We start from the raw sequence: 19,035 nt of genomic DNA, 5'->3' as shown, positions 1-19,035 counted from the left end.
CCTAGGCGCGAAAAGTCGTCCGGTCGGTGCCGGAATAAAGCGCCTTCGCAGAACGCTCAACTGCCTCCTTGTGGGTGGTGAGCGCCGCCGCATCGAGATCGGCCCGAGGGGCGGGCTCCGGGTCGAAGTTTCCGTAGCGATCGCGTCCGCGCACCAGCGTCGCGGAGTCACGCACCTTGAGCTGCCGGACATGCGGGGGGATGTAGCGCAGTGCCAGCCCGATGCGGCGATCGCCGGTCGTGTTCGGCCCCGACGCATGGGCGAGCAGCACGTGATGCAGCGACATCTCCCCGGCGCGTAGGGCGACGTCGACGCCGGCGCCCTCCGGCACCTCGACGGCGATCTCCTGGCCGCGGCTCAGCAGGTTGTTCTCGTCGAACGTGTCTCGATGCTCGATCTGCTTCTTGAGATGGCTTCCCGGCCAGAACTTCATGGCGCCGCTCTCGACGGGCGCGTCGGCGAAGGCCACCCAGGCCGTGATCACCTCGTCGGTGCTGAGGCCCCAATAGGTGGCGTCCTGATGCCACGACACGAAGGAGGGCGAGTGCGCCTCCTTGATGAAGAAGGTGCTGCTCCAGCACAGGATGTCCGGACCGATGACATCCTCCACCGCGTCGAGGATCGCGGGATGGCGCGCCAGGGCGTTCGCCCAGGTGAACAGCAGATGCACCTTGTGGCGCATGTTGCCGGCGATGGGACCTCCCGTCGCCCGCTCATGCTCTTCAAGGTGATTGCGACAGGCGCGCGCCTCTTTCGGCGACAGCACGCGAACGGGGAAATGGAACCCGTCGCGGCGATAGCGTGAGACTTCGTCGGCACTGAGACGCCTGGCCATGGGACCTCCGCCCTGCTGGGACGATCGACTCTGGCGGGCCTGCCGGGCAGGCGCAAGAAGGGGCGGCGGCCCGGCGGGAGTCAGGGGCTCGAGCTTCGGGGAGGACGCGGACGCCTGTTCGCCGGCGGGCCGCGACATATCCGAACTTATGGTCGCCGACTTTGCATCCAATGAAGCTGGATGCCCCCGGCTCGTGTCAGGCCGGTTTGCGGCCCGCGATCCGGGACAGAACGCCAGGGACGAACGGGTGGGCGATGACGTCCACGAAGCCGGCGTCCTGCAGATATCCCTTCACCTCGGATTCCGTGTGAGCGCGGCCGGTGCTGTTCTGGATCGCCTCGTTCAGACCCCACAGCGCGGCCGAGACCGGGCCGCTCCTGTCGTCGTGCAGGGTCTCGCCGATCAGGTGCATCTCGCCGCCCGGCATGAGGGCTGCGAAGGCCTTGGCGACGACCAGCCGGATCAGGGCGGGTTCGTATTGCGGCAGGTTGCTCGCCATGACGACGACATCGACGCCCTGCGGGAAGGCGGTCTCGGTGAAGTCGCCGGGCAGGGTGCTGACGCGCTCGGCGGCGCCGTTGGCGGCAATGTATTCATCGGCCACGACCGTGACCGGAGGCAGGTCGAGGACGATCGCCTTGAGGCCGGGAAAGGTTTTGGTGGCAACGATACTGTAGGCGCCGGAGCCGCCGCCGAGATCGAGCATCAGCTTGCGGGCCGAAAGGTCGACGCTGCGGCTGAACAGGCGTGCCGCGCCCATGCCGATCGAATAGGTGGCGGCGTGATAGCGGCGTGCATCCTCGACCGTGAAGTTCACATAGGCGCCGAGCCGGTTCTCCTGCGGGTCGCGCAGGCGCTCCGAGAGTTCGCCGAACGCCTTCCAGCGCGGCTTGGTGAACAGTATCCACGGGCCTGCATAGCGCTCACCGTCCTTCACCAGGAAGCGCTGGACGTCGGCGGCGTTGGCGAAGCGGTCGCCGTCGCGCGACAGCAGCGTCATGGCGGCAAGGACGGTCAACAACCGCTCGGCATTGCGATCGGAGATCCCGGCCGCCTTCGCCACGGCAGGAATCGTGTCATGGCCGTGGGCGATGGCGGTGAAGATCTCGAGTTCGACCGCGGCCATCAGGGCCGCACTCTCCCAGTAGGCCTGGGCGATCTTCTGCAAACGCGTCGTGTCGAGGCGTTGTGGTTCCGGCATTCTGACGTTTCCTCTTTTGTTGCCCGACCATAGCGCAGAGTCGGGGCGTCCGCTGGCCGCGGCGAGGGTCAGAGCAGGCGGAGGAAGAGGAAGACCATGGCGGCATAGAGCGCCGCGAGGAGGGTGGCGCCCAGCGCGTTGATGCGCAGCTTGTGCTCGGGCGCGGGACTGAGCCACCAGCCGAAATGGCCGGCGATCCAGGGGACCAGGAAACCCGTCAGGACGACGCTCACGACATTGCCGAGGAAGAGGGAGACCGCGAAGGGTAACCCGAAGAACCGGTCGAGCAGCGGCGTGCCGACGAAGTACCCGAACAGCATGACGATCGGGTAGAGCATCAGCAGGACCAGCATGTTCATCTTCCACACGGGAAGAGCGCTGTCGGCGGCGCCGCCATCGCGGAACCACTGTTCGAAGCCCGAGCTGGCGATGCGCGAATGGAATTCGTCGGTGAGGGGCGTGGCCTCGTCGATCAGCGTCTTTCGCACGGGTGAGTCCAGCCAGGCCTGCAGGTTGGCCTCGGTGTCGAAGCGCAGGATGGCGACGAAATCCTCCTGAACGCCCGGTACCGGCGGCTCGAACCGGTAGCCCTGCAGGCCGGGGGCCTTGGACTGCGCGGCGGCGATCTTGCGCTCCCACGCCCGGTAGGCTGCTTCCTTGCCGGGCTTCACCCGCGTGGAAATGATGGTCGAGACCGGGGCGCGCCTGACGCCATCGGCCTGGTCCTGGACGATGTGTACGTCGTCGCGGCCGACCAGCATGGGGGCCGCGCCCTCGATGCGCTTCTGGCGTTCGGCCGACGCCAGCCAACGCTGCGCCTCGGGCAGGCTCGCGAAGCGCTGCAGGATCACCCAGTCGACCTGCAGGGGCGGATTGGGCGGCAGCAGGCGCTGCTCGATGAAGCCCGGGAAGCCCTGGATGAAGCTGCTGGTCTCGCCCTGCCAGCGCGCGAAATCCTCGGCGCGCTCCGGCCGTACGCAGGTCTGCGTCACGATGCTGACGCTGCGTCCGGGCGAGGTCGCCGCGCCGCTCACCGCTGGTCCGCGAGCTTGGCGAAGAGCCGATCAGGCGTGAACGGCAGGTGGGCGAAGCGGACGCCGGTCGCATTCGCCAGCGCGTTCGACACTGCGGGTGCGATCGGGTTGATGCCGCATTCGCCCTGGGACTTGGCTCCCAGGGGACCGATCGTGTCGATCGTGCCGGCGAAGAAGATGTCGGTGTGAGGCGTGTCGGCGTAGGCCGGGATGCGGTAGTTGCGCAGTTGCGGGTTCACCATGTGGCCCTCGTCGTGGACCATGTTCTCCGTCAGCGCCCAGCCGTAGCCCATGGCGACCGCGCCGTCGAGCTGACCCCGGCACTGCATGGGATTGATCGGCCGGCCGATATCGGCGGCATGGACGCTGTGCAGGATGCGGATCTCGCCGGTGACCCGATGGACCGCGAGCCGGACGCCCTGCACATTGAAGGCGATGGTGCGCGGCGAGAGATAGGCTTTGCGGGTGACGGCAAAGCGATGATCGATCGCCGCCCCGGCCGCATGAAGCTCGCTCAGCAGAATCCGCTCGTTGCCGCAGACCACCGCGTCGCCGTCCAGCCGGCAATGTTCGGGCGCCGCGCCGGTATGGCGGCTGGCGAAGGCGATGATGTCCTCGCACATCGCTTGCGCGGCGATGTGGACGGCCTTGCCCGCGACGACGGTGCCCGTGCTGGCGAAGGTGCCTGTGTCGTAAGGCGTGCGATCGGTATCGGCGTTGATGATGGCGATGTCGCCGGCGCGCACGCCCATGACGGCGGCGGCCATCTGCTTGTGCGCCGTGGTGATGCCGTTGCCCATCTCCGACGATCCGACGGCCAGGTGATAGGTGCCGTCGGCAAGGAGCCGCATCTCCGCGCCGGAACGATGTTCGGTCGGCGGGCCGCATTCGAGCATCGCAAGGGCGACGCCCGTGCCCTCGGCCCAGTGCTCGCCCTCGGGCTTGGGGACGCCGTTGCCCTTGGCCAGCTCGCGCTCGACGATGTCGAGGCATTCGTCGATGCCGTAGCTGCCGAAGCTCGCGTCGCTGGGTTCCTGCCAGATCGATTCGACGTTGTCGCCCACGCGCACGATGTTCCTGCGGCGCATCTCGACCGGATCGATGCCGAGAATGCGCGCCAGCTCGTCGATGGCGCATTCGATGGCGAAGGTGGTCTGCGAGGCGCCGTAGCCGCGGAAGCCGCCGCCCGGCACCATGTTGGTGTAGACGGCGTAACCCGCGCCCTTCTTGTTCGGGCAGCGATAGGCGGCGATCGGGCTGCCCATCGCGGCGGCCAGCGTTTCGCCGCCGTGGTTGCCGTAGGCGCCCGTATTGGACACGACGCGCACGTCCATGGCCGTCAGCGTGCCGTCCTTGCGGGCGCCGATCTTGACGTGGGTCGTCATCTGATGGCGCGTCGTGGCGCCGAGGAATTCGTCTTCGCGCGTCCATTCCCACTTCACGGGCCGGCCGAGCTTCATGGTCGCGAACAGGACGAGATCTTCCGAGATCATCTCCTGCTTGCCGCCAAACCCGCCGCCGACCCTCTCGGTGAAGACGTGCAGTTCGCGCGTGGTGAGGCCCATCAGGTAGCAGAGCTTCTTCTGGGCAGCGAACGGCCCCTGCGAACTGGTCCGCACGTGCCAGCGCTTGTCCTCGCCCTGCCAGGCGATCGAGCCGTGGGTCTCGAGATGGACATGCTGCACGCGCGACGTCGAATAGGTCATTTCGTGCGTGACCTCGGCGTCCGCGAAGCCCTTGGCGACATCGCCGATCTCGCCCTGAAGGGTGCAGTAGATGTTGCCGCTGCTGGTGACGACGTCCTTGTCGTGGAGAAGGGGCGCACCCGGCTCCATGGCCTGCTCCGGATCGAACACGGCCGGCAGCAGCTCGTATTCGACGCGCAGCGCGCGGCAGCCTGCTTCCGCGGCACCCTCGCTCTCGGCGACCACGGCGGCGATGCGCTGGCCCGCGAAGCGCGCGACGTTGTCGAGCATGTAGGTGTCGTCGGGGTCGACGAGATGGTCCTCGTGCAGCGCCGTGCTGTAGAGGCGGCGTGGCACGTCTTCCCAGGCATAGACGGCGACGACACCGGGCACGGCCAGCGCCGCCGTCTTGTCGATGGCGATGATGCGCGCATGGGCGTGCGGCGAGCGCAGCACCTTGAGGTGCAGCATGCCCTCCATCGCGACGTCCATCGTGTAGCGGGCCTTGCCGGTCAGGATGGCATCCGTGAACGGGTTGGGCAGGCTGGCGCCGCAGGCCTTGCCCGCAATGTCGGGCTCGATGTTGGATTTCCCGTTAAGCGCATCGGTGATCGAGCGATAGCCAGTGCAGCGGCAGAGATTGCCCTTGAGTGCGTGAGGCAGGTCGTCCTTCTGCTCCTGGCAGAAGGTCGCCGTGGTCATGATCATGCCGGCGGCGCAAAAACCGCACTGGAAGGCCTGGGCGTCGTGGAAGGCCTTCTGGATCGGGTGCATTTCGCCATTGGCGGCAAGCCCCTCGATGGTCGTGACCTTGCGGCCCTCGGCGCGGAAGGCCGGGACGAGGCAGGAATGGAAGGGCTTGCCGTCGATCCAGACCGTGCAGGCGCCGCAGTCTCCCGCGTCGCAACCCTTCTTGACGCCGAACACTTCGAGGTCGCGCAGGAAGGTACGCAGACACTGGCCGGGTCGCGGCTCGGCCGCATAGAGATGGCCGTTGACGTCGTACTTGCTCATGCGAGTTCCGCGCGGATCTGCTCGACGAAGAAATAGGTGATGTGCCGCTTGTAGGCGGCCGAGCCGTGCACGTCCTGGAAGTAGCCGTCGGCCGGCAAGCGCTCGTCGATCGCCTGGCGCAGTTCGGTGGCCGTCGGCGTCCGGTCGAAGCGCAGATGCACAGGGCGCGGCGTCGACGCCGTGACGGTCAGGAGAAAGTCTTTCCCGTCATCATCGACGGTCGCGACGATCAGCGCTGCCGAGCGCCCGAGATGGGTGAGGGACATCTGGCGCATGGCGTAGCGCTTCGTGAGCGCGGTCGCCGGCAGGTGGATCGAGCGCAGCAGTTCGCCGGGCTGCAGAACGTTCCTATGATTGCCCGTCACGAAGTCGACGACCGGAACCTGCCGGGGAGCACCATCGCGCGGCCACAAAGTGCAGACGCCTTCGAGGGCCGCTGTCAGGGAGATCATCGCGCCGGCCGGCAGCGACATGACGACGTTTCCGCCGATCGTCGCGGCGTTCCATATCTTGAAGGACATCAGGAACGCGTTGATGCAGTCGCGGAACAGCGGCACCGCCTTCCAGTCCGTCGGCCCCTTGAAGGCATGCAGATCAGCGACGCGACACGTGGCGGCGATCTCCAGCCCTGCCGCCGTCGCGGTGAGGGGCGCCCAACCCAGCGAGTCGAGGTCGATCAGCGTGTCCGTCGTCACCTGCGGCTCGGAGAACAGCCAGGTGCCGCCCGCCAGCCACGCATAGTTCGGGCGCCACGGGCCGATCTCGTCGGCGGAAGCCGGTCGCTTCACTTCCGCGATGGTGTTGAGGTTCATTGGAGCATCACTCCTTGTAGACCTCGACGGTCTGCATCATGCCCATCTCCTCATGGTTCATCATGTGGCAGTGGAGCATGAAGATGCCGGTGTAATCGAGGAACCGGGAGCGGAAGACGACGCTGCCGCCCTTGCGGGTCACAATGACCGAATCGCGCCACAGCAGATCCTTCTGCGGCTCGCCGTTAATCTGCGTCACCTGGAACGGGTTGGTGTGGATATGGAATACGTGATCGTCGTGCTCGTGCGTGTTGACGATCGTCCATTCCTCGACCGCGCCCAGCTTCACCCGCTGGTCGATGCGGTTCGGGTCGAAGCTCTTGCCGTCGACGAAGAATTTGAATTCCTGCCAGTGGCCGGCGGCGTCGGCCTCCGGTGAGATCGCAGACAGGACGAGGGTGCGGCGGCCGGTGAGCTCGCTGTCCTTGATGTCCTCCAGCGGCGGCTTGGGCAGGCGTGCCGGCAGCTTCATCGGCATCGGATCGCCCGAGACGACGACGCGGGCGAGCGGGCCGACCGGGGAGGGATGGCCCTGGTCGTACGGCAGGGCGCGGAATTCGTAGGTGCCGGGCGCGCCCGCCTGCACGAGGATGTCGGCGCGCTGGCCGGGCGCGAACAGCAGCGTCTTCAGCGACTGCATGTTGCGGAGCGCGATGCCGTCGTAGGCGATGACGTTCAGGTCGTGCTTCTCGAGTTCGAGCAACATGTCGTCCTGGTACTGCGAGCCGACCAGGCGCCAGCGCTGCACTTCGCCCGGCCGCATCTCGATCGTCGGTCGGCGCTGGCCGTTGATCGCGAGGAAGCGGGTCGCCGTCTCCGGGAACAGGGTCGCGAAATTCTCGATCATGCCGAAGGCATCGAACACGACCTGCGACATCAGCATCACGCGCTCGCGGGCGGCAGCGATCTCGGGAACATCCGCGAAGTCGCCCTCGACGATGATCGCGCCGGCCATGCCACTGGCCATCTGCACGTCGGCGCCGCCGTGATGGTGCGGATGGTACCAGTAGGTGCCCGGCGTATGGTCCTTCGGCAGCGCGATCTCGATGTCGTACTTCTTGCCCGGCTGCATCGAACGCATGACGTTGTCGGCAATGCCGCTCGGGCTGCAATGCGCGCCGTGGAAATGGAAGTTCGTGTTGTTGAACTGGTGCGGGATCGCGAAGTTCGCTGGCATGGGATCGCGGTTGGGCGGGAACTCGTTGGCCATCCGGATCTTCAGCGTTTCGCCGGGCTTCATGCGCAGGGTGGGACCGTACGGCGCACCCTCGTAGCTGCGCAGGTACAGACGCTGGCCGCCGATATCCTTGTAGGCGTAGCGGCAGGACAGCGTGGTCTGCAGCACGCCATTGACCGAGCGTCGCACCTCGGGTTCGACCAGCGGCTGATCCATCGCGGGCGGAGGGGGCTCGACGATGGGACCGGGATCGAGGCCCATCGCGGAATGATCGTGCTGTGGGCGCGGCGCGGGCCGTGGTTGCGCCTGGGCCTGCTGCACTTGCGGCCGTGCCGGGGCGGGCGACGGCACGTGATGTTGGTGTTGTGCGTCTGCCGTCCGTGACAGCAGCAGGGAGGCGCCGAGTGCGGTACCGCCGTTCAGCAGGTGCCGTCTTGGCATCGCTGCTCTTGCCGGGCGTGGCCCGTCGAGCCCGTCCCGCCGTGACGTCCTGTCCACCCTTGCCACTCCCCGATCGGCTCCCCGGAGACGATTAGCACTTCCAGGGACCAGAAGGGAGGCTACAGCCTGTGATTGAGGCTGACAGTTGAGCCGCGTGCGAGCCTGCGGTCGCTTGCGTGCTCCAAAGCGGAGCGATGTCGCATGTCCAACATCGCCCCCGACCGTCGGGCCTACTTCGTGAGGATCAGCTTCTCGGACGCCGTCACGCGCAGACGATAGGTGCTGGCGCCGTGGCGGATGATCAGTTCACGGCGGCCGGCCATGAGCGTGCTGCTCTCGATGCTCATGGAATCGCGCTCGGGCTTCGAACGGGAAACATCGCCTGCGGAATGCAGCGTCACCATCTGGTCCATCTTCGCTCGCTCCTTAAGTTGCAAGTCACTCGCATTTGCAGATGAAACGCATGCCTTGTCAATGGCGAAGCGAAGCCTTTGAAGCCCTTTCCTTTAACGTCCCGAGAAGGCGGGGAGCTGGTGTGCCGTCACCGCTGGCGCCACCCCGTCGAACCGCTCGATCTCGACCAGGCAGGTCTGCGCGATGCAGCCCTGGCTGAGCTTCGAGGCGGGGATATCGAGGGTGAGCGCGTTGGGATTGCCGTGCTTTTCCAGCGGCGTGTTGGAGCCGGAATCCTGCGGGTCGAACCACGCGCCGGTCGACAGCCGCACCACACCGCGGCGGATGCGATCCGAAAGACGGGCCGAGGCGATGCAGGCGCCGCGATCGTTGAAGACGCGCAGCAGGTCGCCGTCGGAGATGCCGCGCGCGGCGGCGTCCTGCGGATTCATCGTGACCGGCTGTCGGCCCTTAACCTTGGTCGCCTTGGCATGCGGACTGTGGTCGAGCTGGCTGTGCAGCTTGTCGGTCGGCTGGTCCGACAGCATGTGCAGCGGATAGCGCTCGGCCGTCTTGGAGCCCAGCCATTCGATCGGCTCCATCCAGGTCGCGTGACCGGGGCAGTCGTCGTAGCCGAACGACGCGATCTTCTCGGAGAAGATCTCGATCTTGCCCGACGGCGTGCGGAGCGGATGCGCGGCCGGATCGGCTCGGAACTTCTCGAGCATCACCGGGTCGTGGTTCACGCCAGGGACCTTGGCGATGCCGGCCTCCCAGAATTCGTCGAACGACGGCAGCTCGACGCCCATCTTGGCCGACTTCTCGCGGCTTTCCTCGTGCATGTGGACGAGCCACTGCATCGCATCCCGGCCCTCGGTGTAGACGTCGGCGGCGCCGAGACGGCGGGTGATCTCCGAGAAGATCCAGTAGTCGTCGCGCGCCTCGCCGATCGGCTCGCGCGCCTTCTTCATGGCGATCAGGAAGGGCTCGCGTCGCGCGTAGCCGATATCGTCGCGCTCGAGGCCGGTGGTCGCGGGCAGCACGATGTCGGCCATCTTCGCGGCCGGCGTCCAGAACTGCTCGTTGAAGATGATGGTCTCGGGCTTGGCCCAGGCCGTCCGCAGGCGGTTGAGATCCTGGTGGTGATGGAACGGATTGCCGCCCGCCCAGTAGATCAGCTTGATGTCGGGGTAGGTGACGACCTTCCCGTTGTACGGAATCTTGGCCCCCGGATTGAGCAGCATGTCGGTGAAGCGGGCGACCGGGATGAAGTCGGAGACCGCGTTGGTGCCTTGCGACAGGGTCGGGCCCGCCAGCAACGGAGAGTTGCTGCCCATGCCGTTGGTCGGGCCGTAGCTCGCGCCGAAGCCACCGCCCGGCAGGCCGATCTGGCCCAGCATGCAGGCGAGCGACACCAGCGCCCAGAAGGGCTGCTCGCCGTGATGCGAGCGCTGCAGCGACCAGTTGATATTCACCGTGGTGCGGGTCGCCGCCATCTCGCGGGCCAGCGCACGGATTCGAACGGCGGAGATGCCGGTGATCTTCTCGGCCCATTCCGGCGTCTTGTCCGCGAGCGACGGCGCGAACTTGTCGAAGCCGACGGTGCAGCGGTCGAGGAACTCCCGGTCGTAGAGCTTCTCGGTGTAGAGCACATGGCAGAGCGCCAGGATCATCGCGGCGTCGGTGTTCGGCTTGATCGCCAGCCATTCGAAATCGCCGCCGGTGTCGAGGTCCTCGGCGGTCGGCGTGATGTTGATGAAGCGCACGCCGTTGGCGCGCATGCCGTAGAGGCCGTCCTTGAGGCGATGCACCATGGCGCCGCCGGCGCTGATCTGCGCATTCTTGTGCGGCGCGCCGCCGAAGGTGACGAACAGCTTGCAGTGATCGGCGAGGACTTCCCACGTCGTGTGCATCGCCATCAGGTCTTCCATGCTGGCCACGATGTGCGGCATCAGCACGCGCGCAGCACCCAGGCTGTAGGAATCCTGGTGGCGGACATAGCCGCCGAGCGCATTCAGGAAGCGATGGACCTGGCTCTGCGCGTGATGAAAGCGGCCGGCGCTCGACCATCCGTAGGAACCGCCGAAGATCGAGCGGTTCGAGTGCGCGTCCTTCACACGCTTGAGTTCGGCGGCGACCATATCGAGCGCCTCATCCCACGGCACTTCGATGAACGGTTCCTGCCCACGCTTCTCGCTGTTCGCACCGGGCCCGTGTTCCAGCCAGCTCTTGCGGAAGGCCGGCCGGCGCACCCGCATGCGCGCGACTTCGTCGGACAGCATGTGCAGGCCGATCGGCGAGGGATCGGGGTCCTTGGAGAAGGGATGGAGCTTCGTCGCCTGTCCCTTGTCGTCGTATTCGACTTCGTAGACGCCCCAGTGGGCGGCGGTCAGGGTACGCTGATGGGTCATGGAACGCTCACGCTGCTTTCTTGGCGATACTCAGGAAGCGGTCGACGGTCGTCTGTTCGGTGTCGAAGGCCGTGACGAGGCGATAAGCGCGCTCGCCGGGCCGGTCCGACGTCCAGGGATGATACTGCGCCCCTGCGGCCTGAAGCGCATCATGCATCCGCGCCGGAAGGATGACGAAAATCTCGTTGGCGTCGACCGGGTAGAGGAGCTGGGTGCCCTTCAGCGGCGTCAGCCCGGCGACGAGGCGGCGCGCCATGGTGTTGGCGTGTTGGGCATTGGCGAGCCACAGCCCGTCGGTCAGGTAGGCCTCGAGCTGGGCCGACAGGAACCGCATCTTGGAAAAGAGGTGGCCACCGCGCTTGCGTCGGAACTCGAACTCGCGCGCCAGTTCCGGCTCGAAGAACACGACCACCTCGGCCGCCAGCGCGCCGTTCTTGGTGGCGCCCAGGCTCAGCACATTGACGCCCGCCATCCAGGAGAGCTCGGCCGCCGAGCAGCCGACATAGGATACGGCGTTGGCGAAACGGGCGCCGTCCATGTGCAGCTTCAGCCCGTGGCGGTGCGCCGTCGTGGCGATCGAGGCTACTTCGTCGGGACCGTAGACCGTGCCGCATTCGGTGGCCTGGGTGATGCTGACGGCCGCCGGCTGCGGGTGATGCACGACGCCGTAGACCGGCTGGGCCAGCGCCTCGGCCAGCTTCTTCTGGTCCATCTTTCCGGCAGGGCCGGGGATCGTGCAGAGCTTGGCGCCCGAGGTGAAGAATTCCGGCGCGTTGGCTTCGTCGACGACGATATGCGCCTCGGCGTGGCAGTAGATCGAGCCCCAGGACGGCGTGCAGCAGGACAGCGCCAGCGAGTTGGCGGCGGTGCCGGTGGCCACCGGAAAGGCCACGAGGTCGGGCTTCTCGAAGATGTCCCGCAGGCGGCGTTCGACATTGTGCGTCCAGTCGTCGGCGCCATAGGACGGCGCCGTGCTGCCGCCCGAAAAGGCCCGCGTCACGGCATCCAGAATGATGGGATGCGCGCCCACTTCGTTGTCGCTGCGGAAATTCATTCCTTGTCCTTTTGAAACTGTTGAAGCGCCGTGGAGGGCTGCCTAGCGGCCGGCTCCCGGCGGAAATTCGATCTTGCCCAGCAGCGTGCCGCTGCGCGGATCGACGACATAGGCGGCGGACGGCCCGCCCTGGGACTCGACATGCACCACGAGGCGGTCGCCGACGGCGTTCATCGAGACGACGCGGGCGCCGGAGGGCAGGGCGATTCGTTCGGCAAAACCTTCGCCGGAGGCCGATGCTGGCGAACGGGCGGCGTTGGGCGTAGAGATGCGCCGGGCGATCTCGGCCACGGCGACGACAAAGCCCACCACGATCAGCAGGCCCATTCCAATCACCAGCACCTTGAGCCAGAGCGGTGTAGAGGCCTGAGTAGAGGACGCCAAGAAAACTCCATGAGCGACGCCGGTCGCCACACCGTGACCTTCGACGAGAGCGCCGCCGGCGAACGGCTGGACCGCGCGCTGGCTGCTGCCTTGCCCGCCCTCACGCGCAGCCGCGTGAAGGCGTTGATCGAGGGTCGCCGCGTGGCGCTGGCGGGAGGGCGGACGATAGAAGAGCCGTCCCGCAAGGTCAAAAGCGGCGAGGTCTTCGTCGTCGATATTCCCGAGCCCGAACCGGCGGTGCCGGTGGCGCAGGACATGGCGCTGGAGGTCCTGTTCGAGGACGCCGACCTGCTGGTCCTGAACAAGCCCGCGGGCATGGTCGTCCATCCCGCGCCGGGCAATCCCGACCGCACGCTGGTGAACGCGCTGCTGGCCCATTGCGGCGACAGCCTCTCGGGCATCGGTGGCGTCCGGCGGCCGGGTATTGTCCACCGGCTCGACAAGGACACGTCGGGCGTCATGGTGGCGGCCAAGAACGACCGCACCCATCACGCCCTGTCCAAGCTGTTCGCCGCCCACGACCTGGAGCGGATCTACAAGGCGCTGGTCTGGGGAGCGCCCCGACCCGAGCGTGGGACGGTCGAGGCGGCGCTGGGACGGCACCCTGTGGACCGCAAGCGCATGGCGGTCCGCAAGAGCGGGGGACGGGCCGCTTTCACCGAGTACTGGCTGGAGAAGCGTTTCGGCCAGCCGATCGCGCCGATCGCCAGCCTGGTCGGCGCCAAGCTGGGCACCGGCCGGACCCACCAGGTGCGCGTCCATATGGCTCATCTCGGTTGTCCGGTGGTCGGGGATCCGGTCTACGGCCGCAAATCCCGCAACGGCAGTGCCCCGGAGGCGTTGAGAAGCTTCCCAAGGCAGGCGCTTCACGCATCTGTGCTCGGTTTTCGGCACCCAATCACGGGGAAAGACATGAGGTTCGCCACAGAATTGCCTCAGGACTTTCTGAAGTTGGTGGGAACGCTGAACAGCGTTAAGTAAAGCCCCCAATACCCGAGGGGATTAGTAGGATTTATATTGACCCGGGGCCATTCCGACTTCTACAGTCGGATTTAGCAGTCGGGGGACGAGAGTGCTAAATGCTCGTTCACCGGCGTTCCCGCGTACGAAAGGGGGAGTAGCCATGAGTACAGCCACCGCAAATCTTCCCTCCCTGCCGTCATCCCTGACGCCGGAGGGCAATCTCAGCCGATACCTGTCGGACATCCGGAAGTTTCCCCTGCTGGAGCCCCAGGAAGAATTCATGCTGGCCAAGCGCTGGCGCGAGCACGGCGATTCGAAAGCCGCGCATCGCCTCGTCACCAGCCATCTGCGCCTCGTCGCCAAGATCGCCATGGGCTATCGCGGCTACGGCCTGCCGGTCGCCGAGCTCATTTCCGAGGGCAACGTCGGCATGATGCAGGCGGTGAAGCGCTTCGACCCGGATCGCGGCTTCCGCCTGGCCACTTATGCCATGTGGTGGATCCGCGCCTCGATCCAGGAATACATCCTGCACAGCTGGTCGCTCGTGAAGATGGGCACCACGGCGGCGCAGAAGAAGCTGTTCTTCAACCTGCGCAAGCTCAAAGGCCAGATGCAGGCCATCGAGGAAGGCGACCTGACGCCCGAGCAGGTGACCAAGATCGCCACCCGCCTCGGCGTGCCTGAGGAGGAGGTGGTGAACATGAACCGCCGCCTCTCCGGTCCGGACTCGTCGCTCAACGCCCCGGTGAAGGCCGAGGGCGACATGGAGTGGCAGGACTGGCTGGTCGACGATGCGCCCAACCAGGAAGCCCGACTCGGCGAGAGCCAGGAACTCGGCCAGCGCAAGCACATGCTGGCCGGTGCCCTGAAGCAGCTCACCGACCGCGAGCGTCACATCATCGTGGAGCGTCGCCTGGTCGACGAGCCGAAGACGCTCGAGGACCTGTCGGCCAAGTACGGCATCAGCCGCGAGCGCGTGCGCCAGATCGAGGTGCGCGCCTTCGACAAGCTGCAGAAGGCCATGAAGAACATGGTCGTCGAGGCGGCGGCGCGGCCGTCCACTCAGCCGGCCGCGGCGCGGTAACCGGAAAGGGCGTGAGCCCCTCCACATAGCTTCCACCGGCCGTCCAGCCTCCGCTGCGACGGCCGGTTTCGTTTGGGCTGTTACGCACGTCCCCCGAGGTGGGCCGTACAGAGTCTCCGGTACTCACGCTTCTTGGCAGGACGCCACGAAAGCCAGCAGTTCACGGTTGAAGCGTGGAGCATCTTCGCAGAAGGGCGAGTGGCCGCAGTCTTCGAACCACGACAGTGTCGCATGCGGCACGATCGATGCGACCGCTTCCGCGGCGGCCGGCAACACCACCGTGTCCGCGCGGCCGTGCGTGACCAGAACAGGTACCTGGAGCTTTGCGAGCGAAGCGCGCGTTGCGGTGGCGTCGGTCGACCAGCCGCGGATAGCCCGGCGTACGGCCGCCGGCACCTTCATGTTGTAGGCCAACGCTTTTCGAAACGAGTGCTCATCGGGCTTGCGACCGTAGCAGCCATCGAGGAAGGCGATGGCCGCTTCGATCTCGCCCGCGAGTGACAATTCTTCCGGCAGCGGTTTCGGGGCCGACGGGCCGCGAAAGTGCGGCTCCTCGATCACCTGCGAGGCGACGAAGTTCACGCCCCCCAGCCGGCCATCGCCGTAGGTCATCAGGTACTGGCGAATGACTCGCCCACCCATCGACCATCCGACCAGAACAGGCCGCACGAGACCCTTTGCCGACAGCACGGCGGCGATGTCGTCTGCCCAAACACGGTTTTCACGGTATGCGGCGGGATCGGCCGGCTGAGCGGAGCTGCCGTGACCGCGCAAGTCGAAAGCGATAATGCGGCAGTGGCTGGCGAGCGTGCTGCAAAACTGCGGTTCAAAGCAAAGGTGAGACTGCGCGAACCCGTGTATCAGCACCATTTCAGGTCCTGACGGGTTTCCCCATTCGTAGACGGCGAGCCGGGTGCCGTCAGGGGCGCGGACCTCGCTCCGTTCCCCCTCGGCCATGAGTACAGGCTTCACTTCTTTTCGATGTTCCACAAGTTGCGATCCGTTCGGTTCTAGCGGTAACCGATCTTCTCGAAGAACTTTGCGATCTCCGCCGCGGCGAGATCGGGCTGCTCGTAGTGAACGAAGTGGCCGGCATCTTCCGCGATGCCGGCGTCCACGTCCTGAAAGTAGTTCCCGACGACATCGATCCACGAAGACTTCAGCACCGGATCGTGCCGGCCCCACAAGACCCGCGTGGGCTGGGTGATCATGGGTGGCTTGGGCGCCGTGCCCGCCATGACGGCCAAACGCCCGGCATTCTGCGAGATGTACCAGTTGAAGCCGCCCTGGAGATTGCCGGGGCGCATGAAGTTGTCGACCCAGCGTTCCAGCACGCCGTCGAATGCCTCCTTGCGATGGCACCAGTGCGTCAGGAAATGCCGGAAGTAGGCCCGGCAGGAATCGCGTGACGCGCCGACGATGGAGGGCGCGAACGGCATCTGGTGGAAGGTCTGGTACCAGATCTCGTTGATTTGCGCGGGATCTCGCCAGCGCGCGCCGACGCCATGGGTGCCGCAGTTGAAGAAGAACAGTCCGGCCACCCGGTCGGGGTGACGGATCGCCAGCCGCTGCATCACATAGGCGCCGACATCGTGGCCGACGAAGCCTGCTTTCGCGATGCCGAGGCGATCGAGCAGGGCCACGATGTCGTCGGCCAGCACGTCCGGTCCGGCCTGGTCCGAGGGGCCGGAGGTCGGGTTGCCGCTTTCGCCGAAGCCGCGAAAGTCGGGCGCGATCAGGCGGAAGCGATCGCCCAGCCGCTCGAACATCGGCTCCCAGGTCGCCCAGAACTCCGGCCAGCCGTGCAGCAGGAGCAGCGGCGGGCCGTTGCCGGCTTCCGCGACGTGGGTCGGGAAGCCGCGTGTCTCGACGAAAGCGTGCCTGACGGCCGACATCGATGCCTCCCGCTAGGTCCGCTTCACCATCGCCTCGATCAGCGTCGGTCCGTCCGTCCGCGCCAGCGCCCGGTCGAGGGCGGCGTCGAAGCCTTCCGCCGTATCGACCCGCTCGGCGGGAAGGCCGAAACCCTCGGCGATCTTGGCGATGTTCATCGGCGGGTCGTTGAAGTCCATGCCGATCGGCGTGTCGTTGCCGTGGAATAGCTTCAGGCGGTTCTTGAGGATCTGGTAGCCCTCGTTGTTGGTGATCAGGAAGATCACCGGCAGCTTCTGGTTGGCGGCGCTCCACAGCGCGGAGATCGAGTACATGGCGCTGCCGTCGCCGATCACCGCCACGACGCGGCGCTTGGGCTCGGCGATCTGCACGCCGACGGCCGCGGCGATGCCCCAGCCGATGCCGCCGCTGACATTGCCGAAGAAGCTGTTCTTGTCGCGGAAGGCGAAGTAGCTCGGCAGGGTCATCGTGCTGGTGAGGCCTTCCTCGACCACGATGGCGTCCTTCGGCAGCTTGTCGCTGAGGCGCATCATCACCCATTCCGCCGGCAGCGGCGTGGTGGTGGGCGTCGCGACCTTGGCGGCCTTCTGGGCGCGCTGGGCGCTCCAGTTGCGCGTGGAGATCTCGGCCAGGGAGGCCTTGGCCTGGTCGGCGAGCTGCTTGCCACCCAGCTTCTTCAGAAGCGGGATGAGCGCCTTGAGGGTTTCCTTCACGTCGGCGCGCAGCGCGATCTCGGCCGGGAAGTTCTTGCCCATCTCCCAGTCGCGCAGGCCGATCATCGCCACCTTCGTCGTCTCCGGCAGCGGCTCGGTCTCGCTCCACACCGACATCTTGAGCACATCGGCGCCGACGCAGAGCATCAGGTCGTAGTCGGAGAGAACGCGGCGGACATACTTCTGGTCGCGGTTCAGTGCACCCAGATAGGCGGGATGCTCGGACGGGAAATGCGCCCCCCAGGCCACGGTCTGCTGCAGCACCGGCGCACCCAGAGTCTCAGCAAGCTCGGCCGCCTCGGCAAAGGCATCGGAAGTCGCGATCTCGTGGCCGGCGAGGATGACCGGCTTCTTGGCCGAGAGCAGGCGCTTGGCGAGTTGCTCGAGCGCGGCGTCGCTCGGGCGCACGGCGGTGTCGACGCGGGTCACGTCGCCCATGTCGATGGCGGCTTCATTGTTCAGGATGTCGCCCGGCAGGGAGATGAAGACCGGGCCGGTCGGCGCGGTCAGGGCGACCTTGGCGGCGCGGCGCAGGATGCGCGGCAGGTCCTCGATGCGGCTGACCTCGGTGGCCCATTTCACGACCGGCTGGGCGATCGGCACCAGCGGCGCGTAGAGCAGGGGCTCGGTGAGGCCATGGCCCTGTTCCTGCTGGCCGGCGGTCACGATCATGGGCGTGCCCGACATCATCGAGGTGTAGATCGAGCCGATGGCGTTGCCGAGGCCCGGCGCCACGTGGACGTTGCACGACACCAGCTTGCCGGAGGCACGGGCATAGCCGTCGGCCATGGCGATCACGACGGCTTCCTGGAGGGCCAGCACGTAGCCCATCTCCGGCGCCGAGGAGAGGGCATGCATGATCGGCAGTTCGGTCGTGCCGGGATTGCCGAACATCTTGGTGACGCCTTCGTCGCTCAGCACCCGCAGGAAGGCGTCGCGGCCGGTGATGGTGTTGGTGACGCGTGCGTCGGGCATTCATTTCCTCCTTGAGAAGGCGGCGAGGGTAGCGTGCCGCCGTGCCTCGTGAAATGATCGAGTGGATGACGGTTGGGAGACCACGCCGCGATGCGAAAAGCCCGTGACTGACCTCGAGCAGAGGATCGCGGCGCTGCCGTGCTGGCGCGGCCCGGTGACGATGGCGCCGCTGACGGGCGGGCTGACCAATCTTTCCTACGTGGTCGAGGATGCCGGCGAAAAATTCGTCGTGCGCTGCGGCGACGACATTCCCGTCCATCACGTCTTTCGCGATCGCGAACGGGCCGCTTCGATCGCCGCGCATGCCGCCGGTCTCTCGCCCGAAGTGATCCATACCGAGCCTGGCATCCTGGTGATGCGCCTGATCGAAGGACAGACCTTCACTGAAGCGGACCTGCGCGCGAACATCGATCGCCTCGCGCCGCTGCTGCAGACATGTCACCGCGACGTCGGCCAGCATCTCAGCGGTCCGCCGAATTTCTTCTCGGTCTTCCACGTGATCCGCGACTATGGACGCACGATCGCGGCGGCCGACAGCCCGTTCGCCGCCGACGTCCCGCGCTACCTGGAGGTGAACCGGGTGCTGGAAGCCACGCAAGTGCCGATGCCCATCATCTTCGGCCACCACGATCTGCTGCCCGGCAACGTGATGGACGACGGCCAGCGCCTCTGGCTGATCGACTGGGAGTATGGCGGCTTCGGCACGGCCATGTTCGACCTGGCCAATCTCTCGGCCAACGGAGCCTTCGGCGAGGCCGAAGATGCGGCACTGCTGGATGCCTATTTCGAGGGCAAGGTTTCAGCCGACCTGCGCCGGTCCTTCCAGGCCATGAAGGCGGCCAGCGCCCTGCGCGAGGCCATGTGGGCCATGGTTTCCGACGCTCACCTGCAAATCCCCGGTGCGGACTACAAAGCGCATGCCCGGGACTATCTCAACCGCTTCGAGGAATTGATGGCCCGCTGATT

General features: G+C 66.4%; 16 protein-coding genes. 3 read left to right on the top strand and 13 right to left on the bottom strand.

The window, feature by feature from the left end; genetic code table 11:
• Position 1: 1 nt before the first annotated feature.
• The 10 genes from AC1RP5_RS14390 to AC1RP5_RS14345 all read right to left on the bottom strand — a co-directional run bounded on the left by AC1RP5_RS14390 (position 2) and on the right by AC1RP5_RS14345 (position 12,441).
• Positions 2-835 (bottom strand): phytanoyl-CoA dioxygenase family protein, encoded by an 834-nt coding sequence (locus AC1RP5_RS14390; RefSeq protein WP_493111549.1) that lies wholly within the window; start codon positions 833-835, stop codon positions 2-4.
• A 196-nt stretch (positions 836-1,031) separates the two neighbouring features.
• Complete coding sequence (locus AC1RP5_RS14385) at positions 1,032-2,036, bottom strand: methyltransferase (RefSeq protein ID WP_493111547.1); 1,005 nt, start codon at positions 2,034-2,036, stop codon at positions 1,032-1,034.
• A gap of 68 nt (positions 2,037-2,104) precedes the next feature.
• Positions 2,105-3,070 (bottom strand): antibiotic biosynthesis monooxygenase, encoded by a 966-nt coding sequence (locus AC1RP5_RS14380; RefSeq protein WP_493111545.1) that lies wholly within the window; start codon positions 3,068-3,070, stop codon positions 2,105-2,107.
• Positions 3,067-5,769: a molybdopterin-dependent oxidoreductase gene (locus AC1RP5_RS14375; RefSeq protein WP_493111543.1), complete on the bottom strand. Its 2,703-nt coding sequence runs from the start codon at positions 5,767-5,769 to the stop codon at positions 3,067-3,069. Before AC1RP5_RS14375 ends, AC1RP5_RS14380 begins: the two co-directional genes overlap by 4 nt.
• Entirely contained in the window at positions 5,766-6,581 is an 816-nt protein-coding gene (locus tag AC1RP5_RS14370; protein ID WP_493111542.1) for an FAD binding domain-containing protein, read from the bottom strand. The genes AC1RP5_RS14375 and AC1RP5_RS14370 overlap by 4 nt, the downstream gene beginning before the upstream one ends.
• A gap of 7 nt (positions 6,582-6,588) precedes the next feature.
• Positions 6,589-8,199: a multicopper oxidase family protein gene (locus tag AC1RP5_RS14365; protein WP_493111541.1), complete on the bottom strand. Its 1,611-nt coding sequence runs from the start codon at positions 8,197-8,199 to the stop codon at positions 6,589-6,591.
• Between the two features lie 230 nt (positions 8,200-8,429).
• The gene (gene hemP / locus AC1RP5_RS14360) at positions 8,430-8,612 is read right to left on the bottom strand and encodes a hemin uptake protein HemP (RefSeq protein ID WP_493111539.1); all 183 of its coding nucleotides are present in this window, start codon (positions 8,610-8,612) and stop codon (positions 8,430-8,432) included.
• A gap of 93 nt (positions 8,613-8,705) precedes the next feature.
• Complete coding sequence (locus tag AC1RP5_RS14355) at positions 8,706-11,003, bottom strand: molybdopterin-dependent oxidoreductase (RefSeq protein ID WP_493111537.1); 2,298 nt, start codon at positions 11,001-11,003, stop codon at positions 8,706-8,708.
• Positions 11,004-11,010: 7 nt separating this feature from the next.
• Positions 11,011-12,057, bottom strand: coding sequence for a threonine aldolase family protein (locus AC1RP5_RS14350; protein WP_493111535.1), 1,047 nt, complete (start codon positions 12,055-12,057; stop codon positions 11,011-11,013).
• A gap of 42 nt (positions 12,058-12,099) precedes the next feature.
• The gene (locus tag AC1RP5_RS14345) at positions 12,100-12,441 is read right to left on the bottom strand and encodes a DUF6476 family protein (protein ID WP_493111533.1); all 342 of its coding nucleotides are present in this window, start codon (positions 12,439-12,441) and stop codon (positions 12,100-12,102) included.
• Between the two features lie 9 nt (positions 12,442-12,450).
• Between AC1RP5_RS14345 and AC1RP5_RS14340 the strand changes: the two genes are divergently transcribed.
• Both AC1RP5_RS14340 and rpoH read left to right on the top strand, forming a co-directional pair.
• The gene (locus AC1RP5_RS14340) at positions 12,451-13,422 is read left to right on the top strand and encodes an RluA family pseudouridine synthase (RefSeq protein ID WP_493111531.1); all 972 of its coding nucleotides are present in this window, start codon (positions 12,451-12,453) and stop codon (positions 13,420-13,422) included.
• Between the two features lie 142 nt (positions 13,423-13,564).
• A complete protein-coding gene (rpoH, locus tag AC1RP5_RS14335; protein ID WP_493111530.1) occupies positions 13,565-14,488 on the top strand; it encodes an RNA polymerase sigma factor RpoH in 924 nt (307 codons plus the stop codon).
• 123 nt (positions 14,489-14,611) lie between these two features.
• Here rpoH and AC1RP5_RS14330 read toward each other — a convergent pair whose 3' ends face one another.
• From AC1RP5_RS14330 to AC1RP5_RS14320, 3 genes are read right to left on the bottom strand one after another with little or no spacing between them, the layout of a single operon-like run.
• Positions 14,612-15,445 (bottom strand): alpha/beta fold hydrolase, encoded by an 834-nt coding sequence (locus tag AC1RP5_RS14330; RefSeq protein WP_493111528.1) that lies wholly within the window; start codon positions 15,443-15,445, stop codon positions 14,612-14,614.
• Positions 15,446-15,498: 53 nt separating this feature from the next.
• Positions 15,499-16,383, bottom strand: coding sequence for an alpha/beta fold hydrolase (locus AC1RP5_RS14325; RefSeq protein WP_493111526.1), 885 nt, complete (start codon positions 16,381-16,383; stop codon positions 15,499-15,501).
• Between the two features lie 12 nt (positions 16,384-16,395).
• Positions 16,396-18,069 (bottom strand): thiamine pyrophosphate-binding protein, encoded by a 1,674-nt coding sequence (locus AC1RP5_RS14320; RefSeq protein WP_493111524.1) that lies wholly within the window; start codon positions 18,067-18,069, stop codon positions 16,396-16,398.
• Between the two features lie 103 nt (positions 18,070-18,172).
• Here AC1RP5_RS14320 and AC1RP5_RS14315 point away from each other — a divergent pair, with 103 nt between their 5' ends.
• A complete protein-coding gene (locus AC1RP5_RS14315; protein WP_493111522.1) occupies positions 18,173-19,033 on the top strand; it encodes a phosphotransferase in 861 nt (286 codons plus the stop codon).
• The last annotated feature ends 2 nt before the right edge of the window (positions 19,034-19,035 follow it).

It is taken from the genome of Reyranella sp. GW821-FHT12G01 (assembly GCF_058806575.1).
Note: the sequence above shows the minus strand (reverse complement) of the source record. Positions and strands in the feature narration are given on the sequence as shown.

What these genes read in the sequence shown, in the direction of transcription:
- AC1RP5_RS14390 (WP_493111549.1), bottom strand. Translation starts at nt 835, where the DNA reads ATGGCCAGGCGTCTCAGTGCCGACGAAGTCTCACGCTATCGCCGCGAC.
- AC1RP5_RS14385 (WP_493111547.1), bottom strand. Translation starts at nt 2,036, where the DNA reads ATGCCGGAACCACAACGCCTCGACACGACGCGTTTGCAGAAGATCGCC.
- AC1RP5_RS14375 (WP_493111543.1), bottom strand. Translation starts at nt 5,769, where the DNA reads ATGAGCAAGTACGACGTCAACGGCCATCTCTATGCGGCCGAGCCGCGA.
- AC1RP5_RS14370 (WP_493111542.1), bottom strand. Translation starts at nt 6,581, where the DNA reads ATGAACCTCAACACCATCGCGGAAGTGAAGCGACCGGCTTCCGCCGAC.
- AC1RP5_RS14365 (WP_493111541.1), bottom strand. Translation starts at nt 8,199, where the DNA reads ATGCCAAGACGGCACCTGCTGAACGGCGGTACCGCACTCGGCGCCTCC.
- hemP (WP_493111539.1), bottom strand. Translation starts at nt 8,612, where the DNA reads ATGGACCAGATGGTGACGCTGCATTCCGCAGGCGATGTTTCCCGTTCG.
- AC1RP5_RS14355 (WP_493111537.1), bottom strand. Translation starts at nt 11,003, where the DNA reads ATGACCCATCAGCGTACCCTGACCGCCGCCCACTGGGGCGTCTACGAA.
- AC1RP5_RS14350 (WP_493111535.1), bottom strand. Translation starts at nt 12,057, where the DNA reads ATGAATTTCCGCAGCGACAACGAAGTGGGCGCGCATCCCATCATTCTG.
- AC1RP5_RS14340 (WP_493111531.1), top strand. Translation starts at nt 12,451, where the DNA reads ATGAGCGACGCCGGTCGCCACACCGTGACCTTCGACGAGAGCGCCGCC.
- rpoH (WP_493111530.1), top strand. Translation starts at nt 13,565, where the DNA reads ATGAGTACAGCCACCGCAAATCTTCCCTCCCTGCCGTCATCCCTGACG.
- AC1RP5_RS14330 (WP_493111528.1), bottom strand. Translation starts at nt 15,445, where the DNA reads ATGGCCGAGGGGGAACGGAGCGAGGTCCGCGCCCCTGACGGCACCCGG.
- AC1RP5_RS14325 (WP_493111526.1), bottom strand. Translation starts at nt 16,383, where the DNA reads ATGTCGGCCGTCAGGCACGCTTTCGTCGAGACACGCGGCTTCCCGACC.
- AC1RP5_RS14320 (WP_493111524.1), bottom strand. Translation starts at nt 18,069, where the DNA reads ATGCCCGACGCACGCGTCACCAACACCATCACCGGCCGCGACGCCTTC.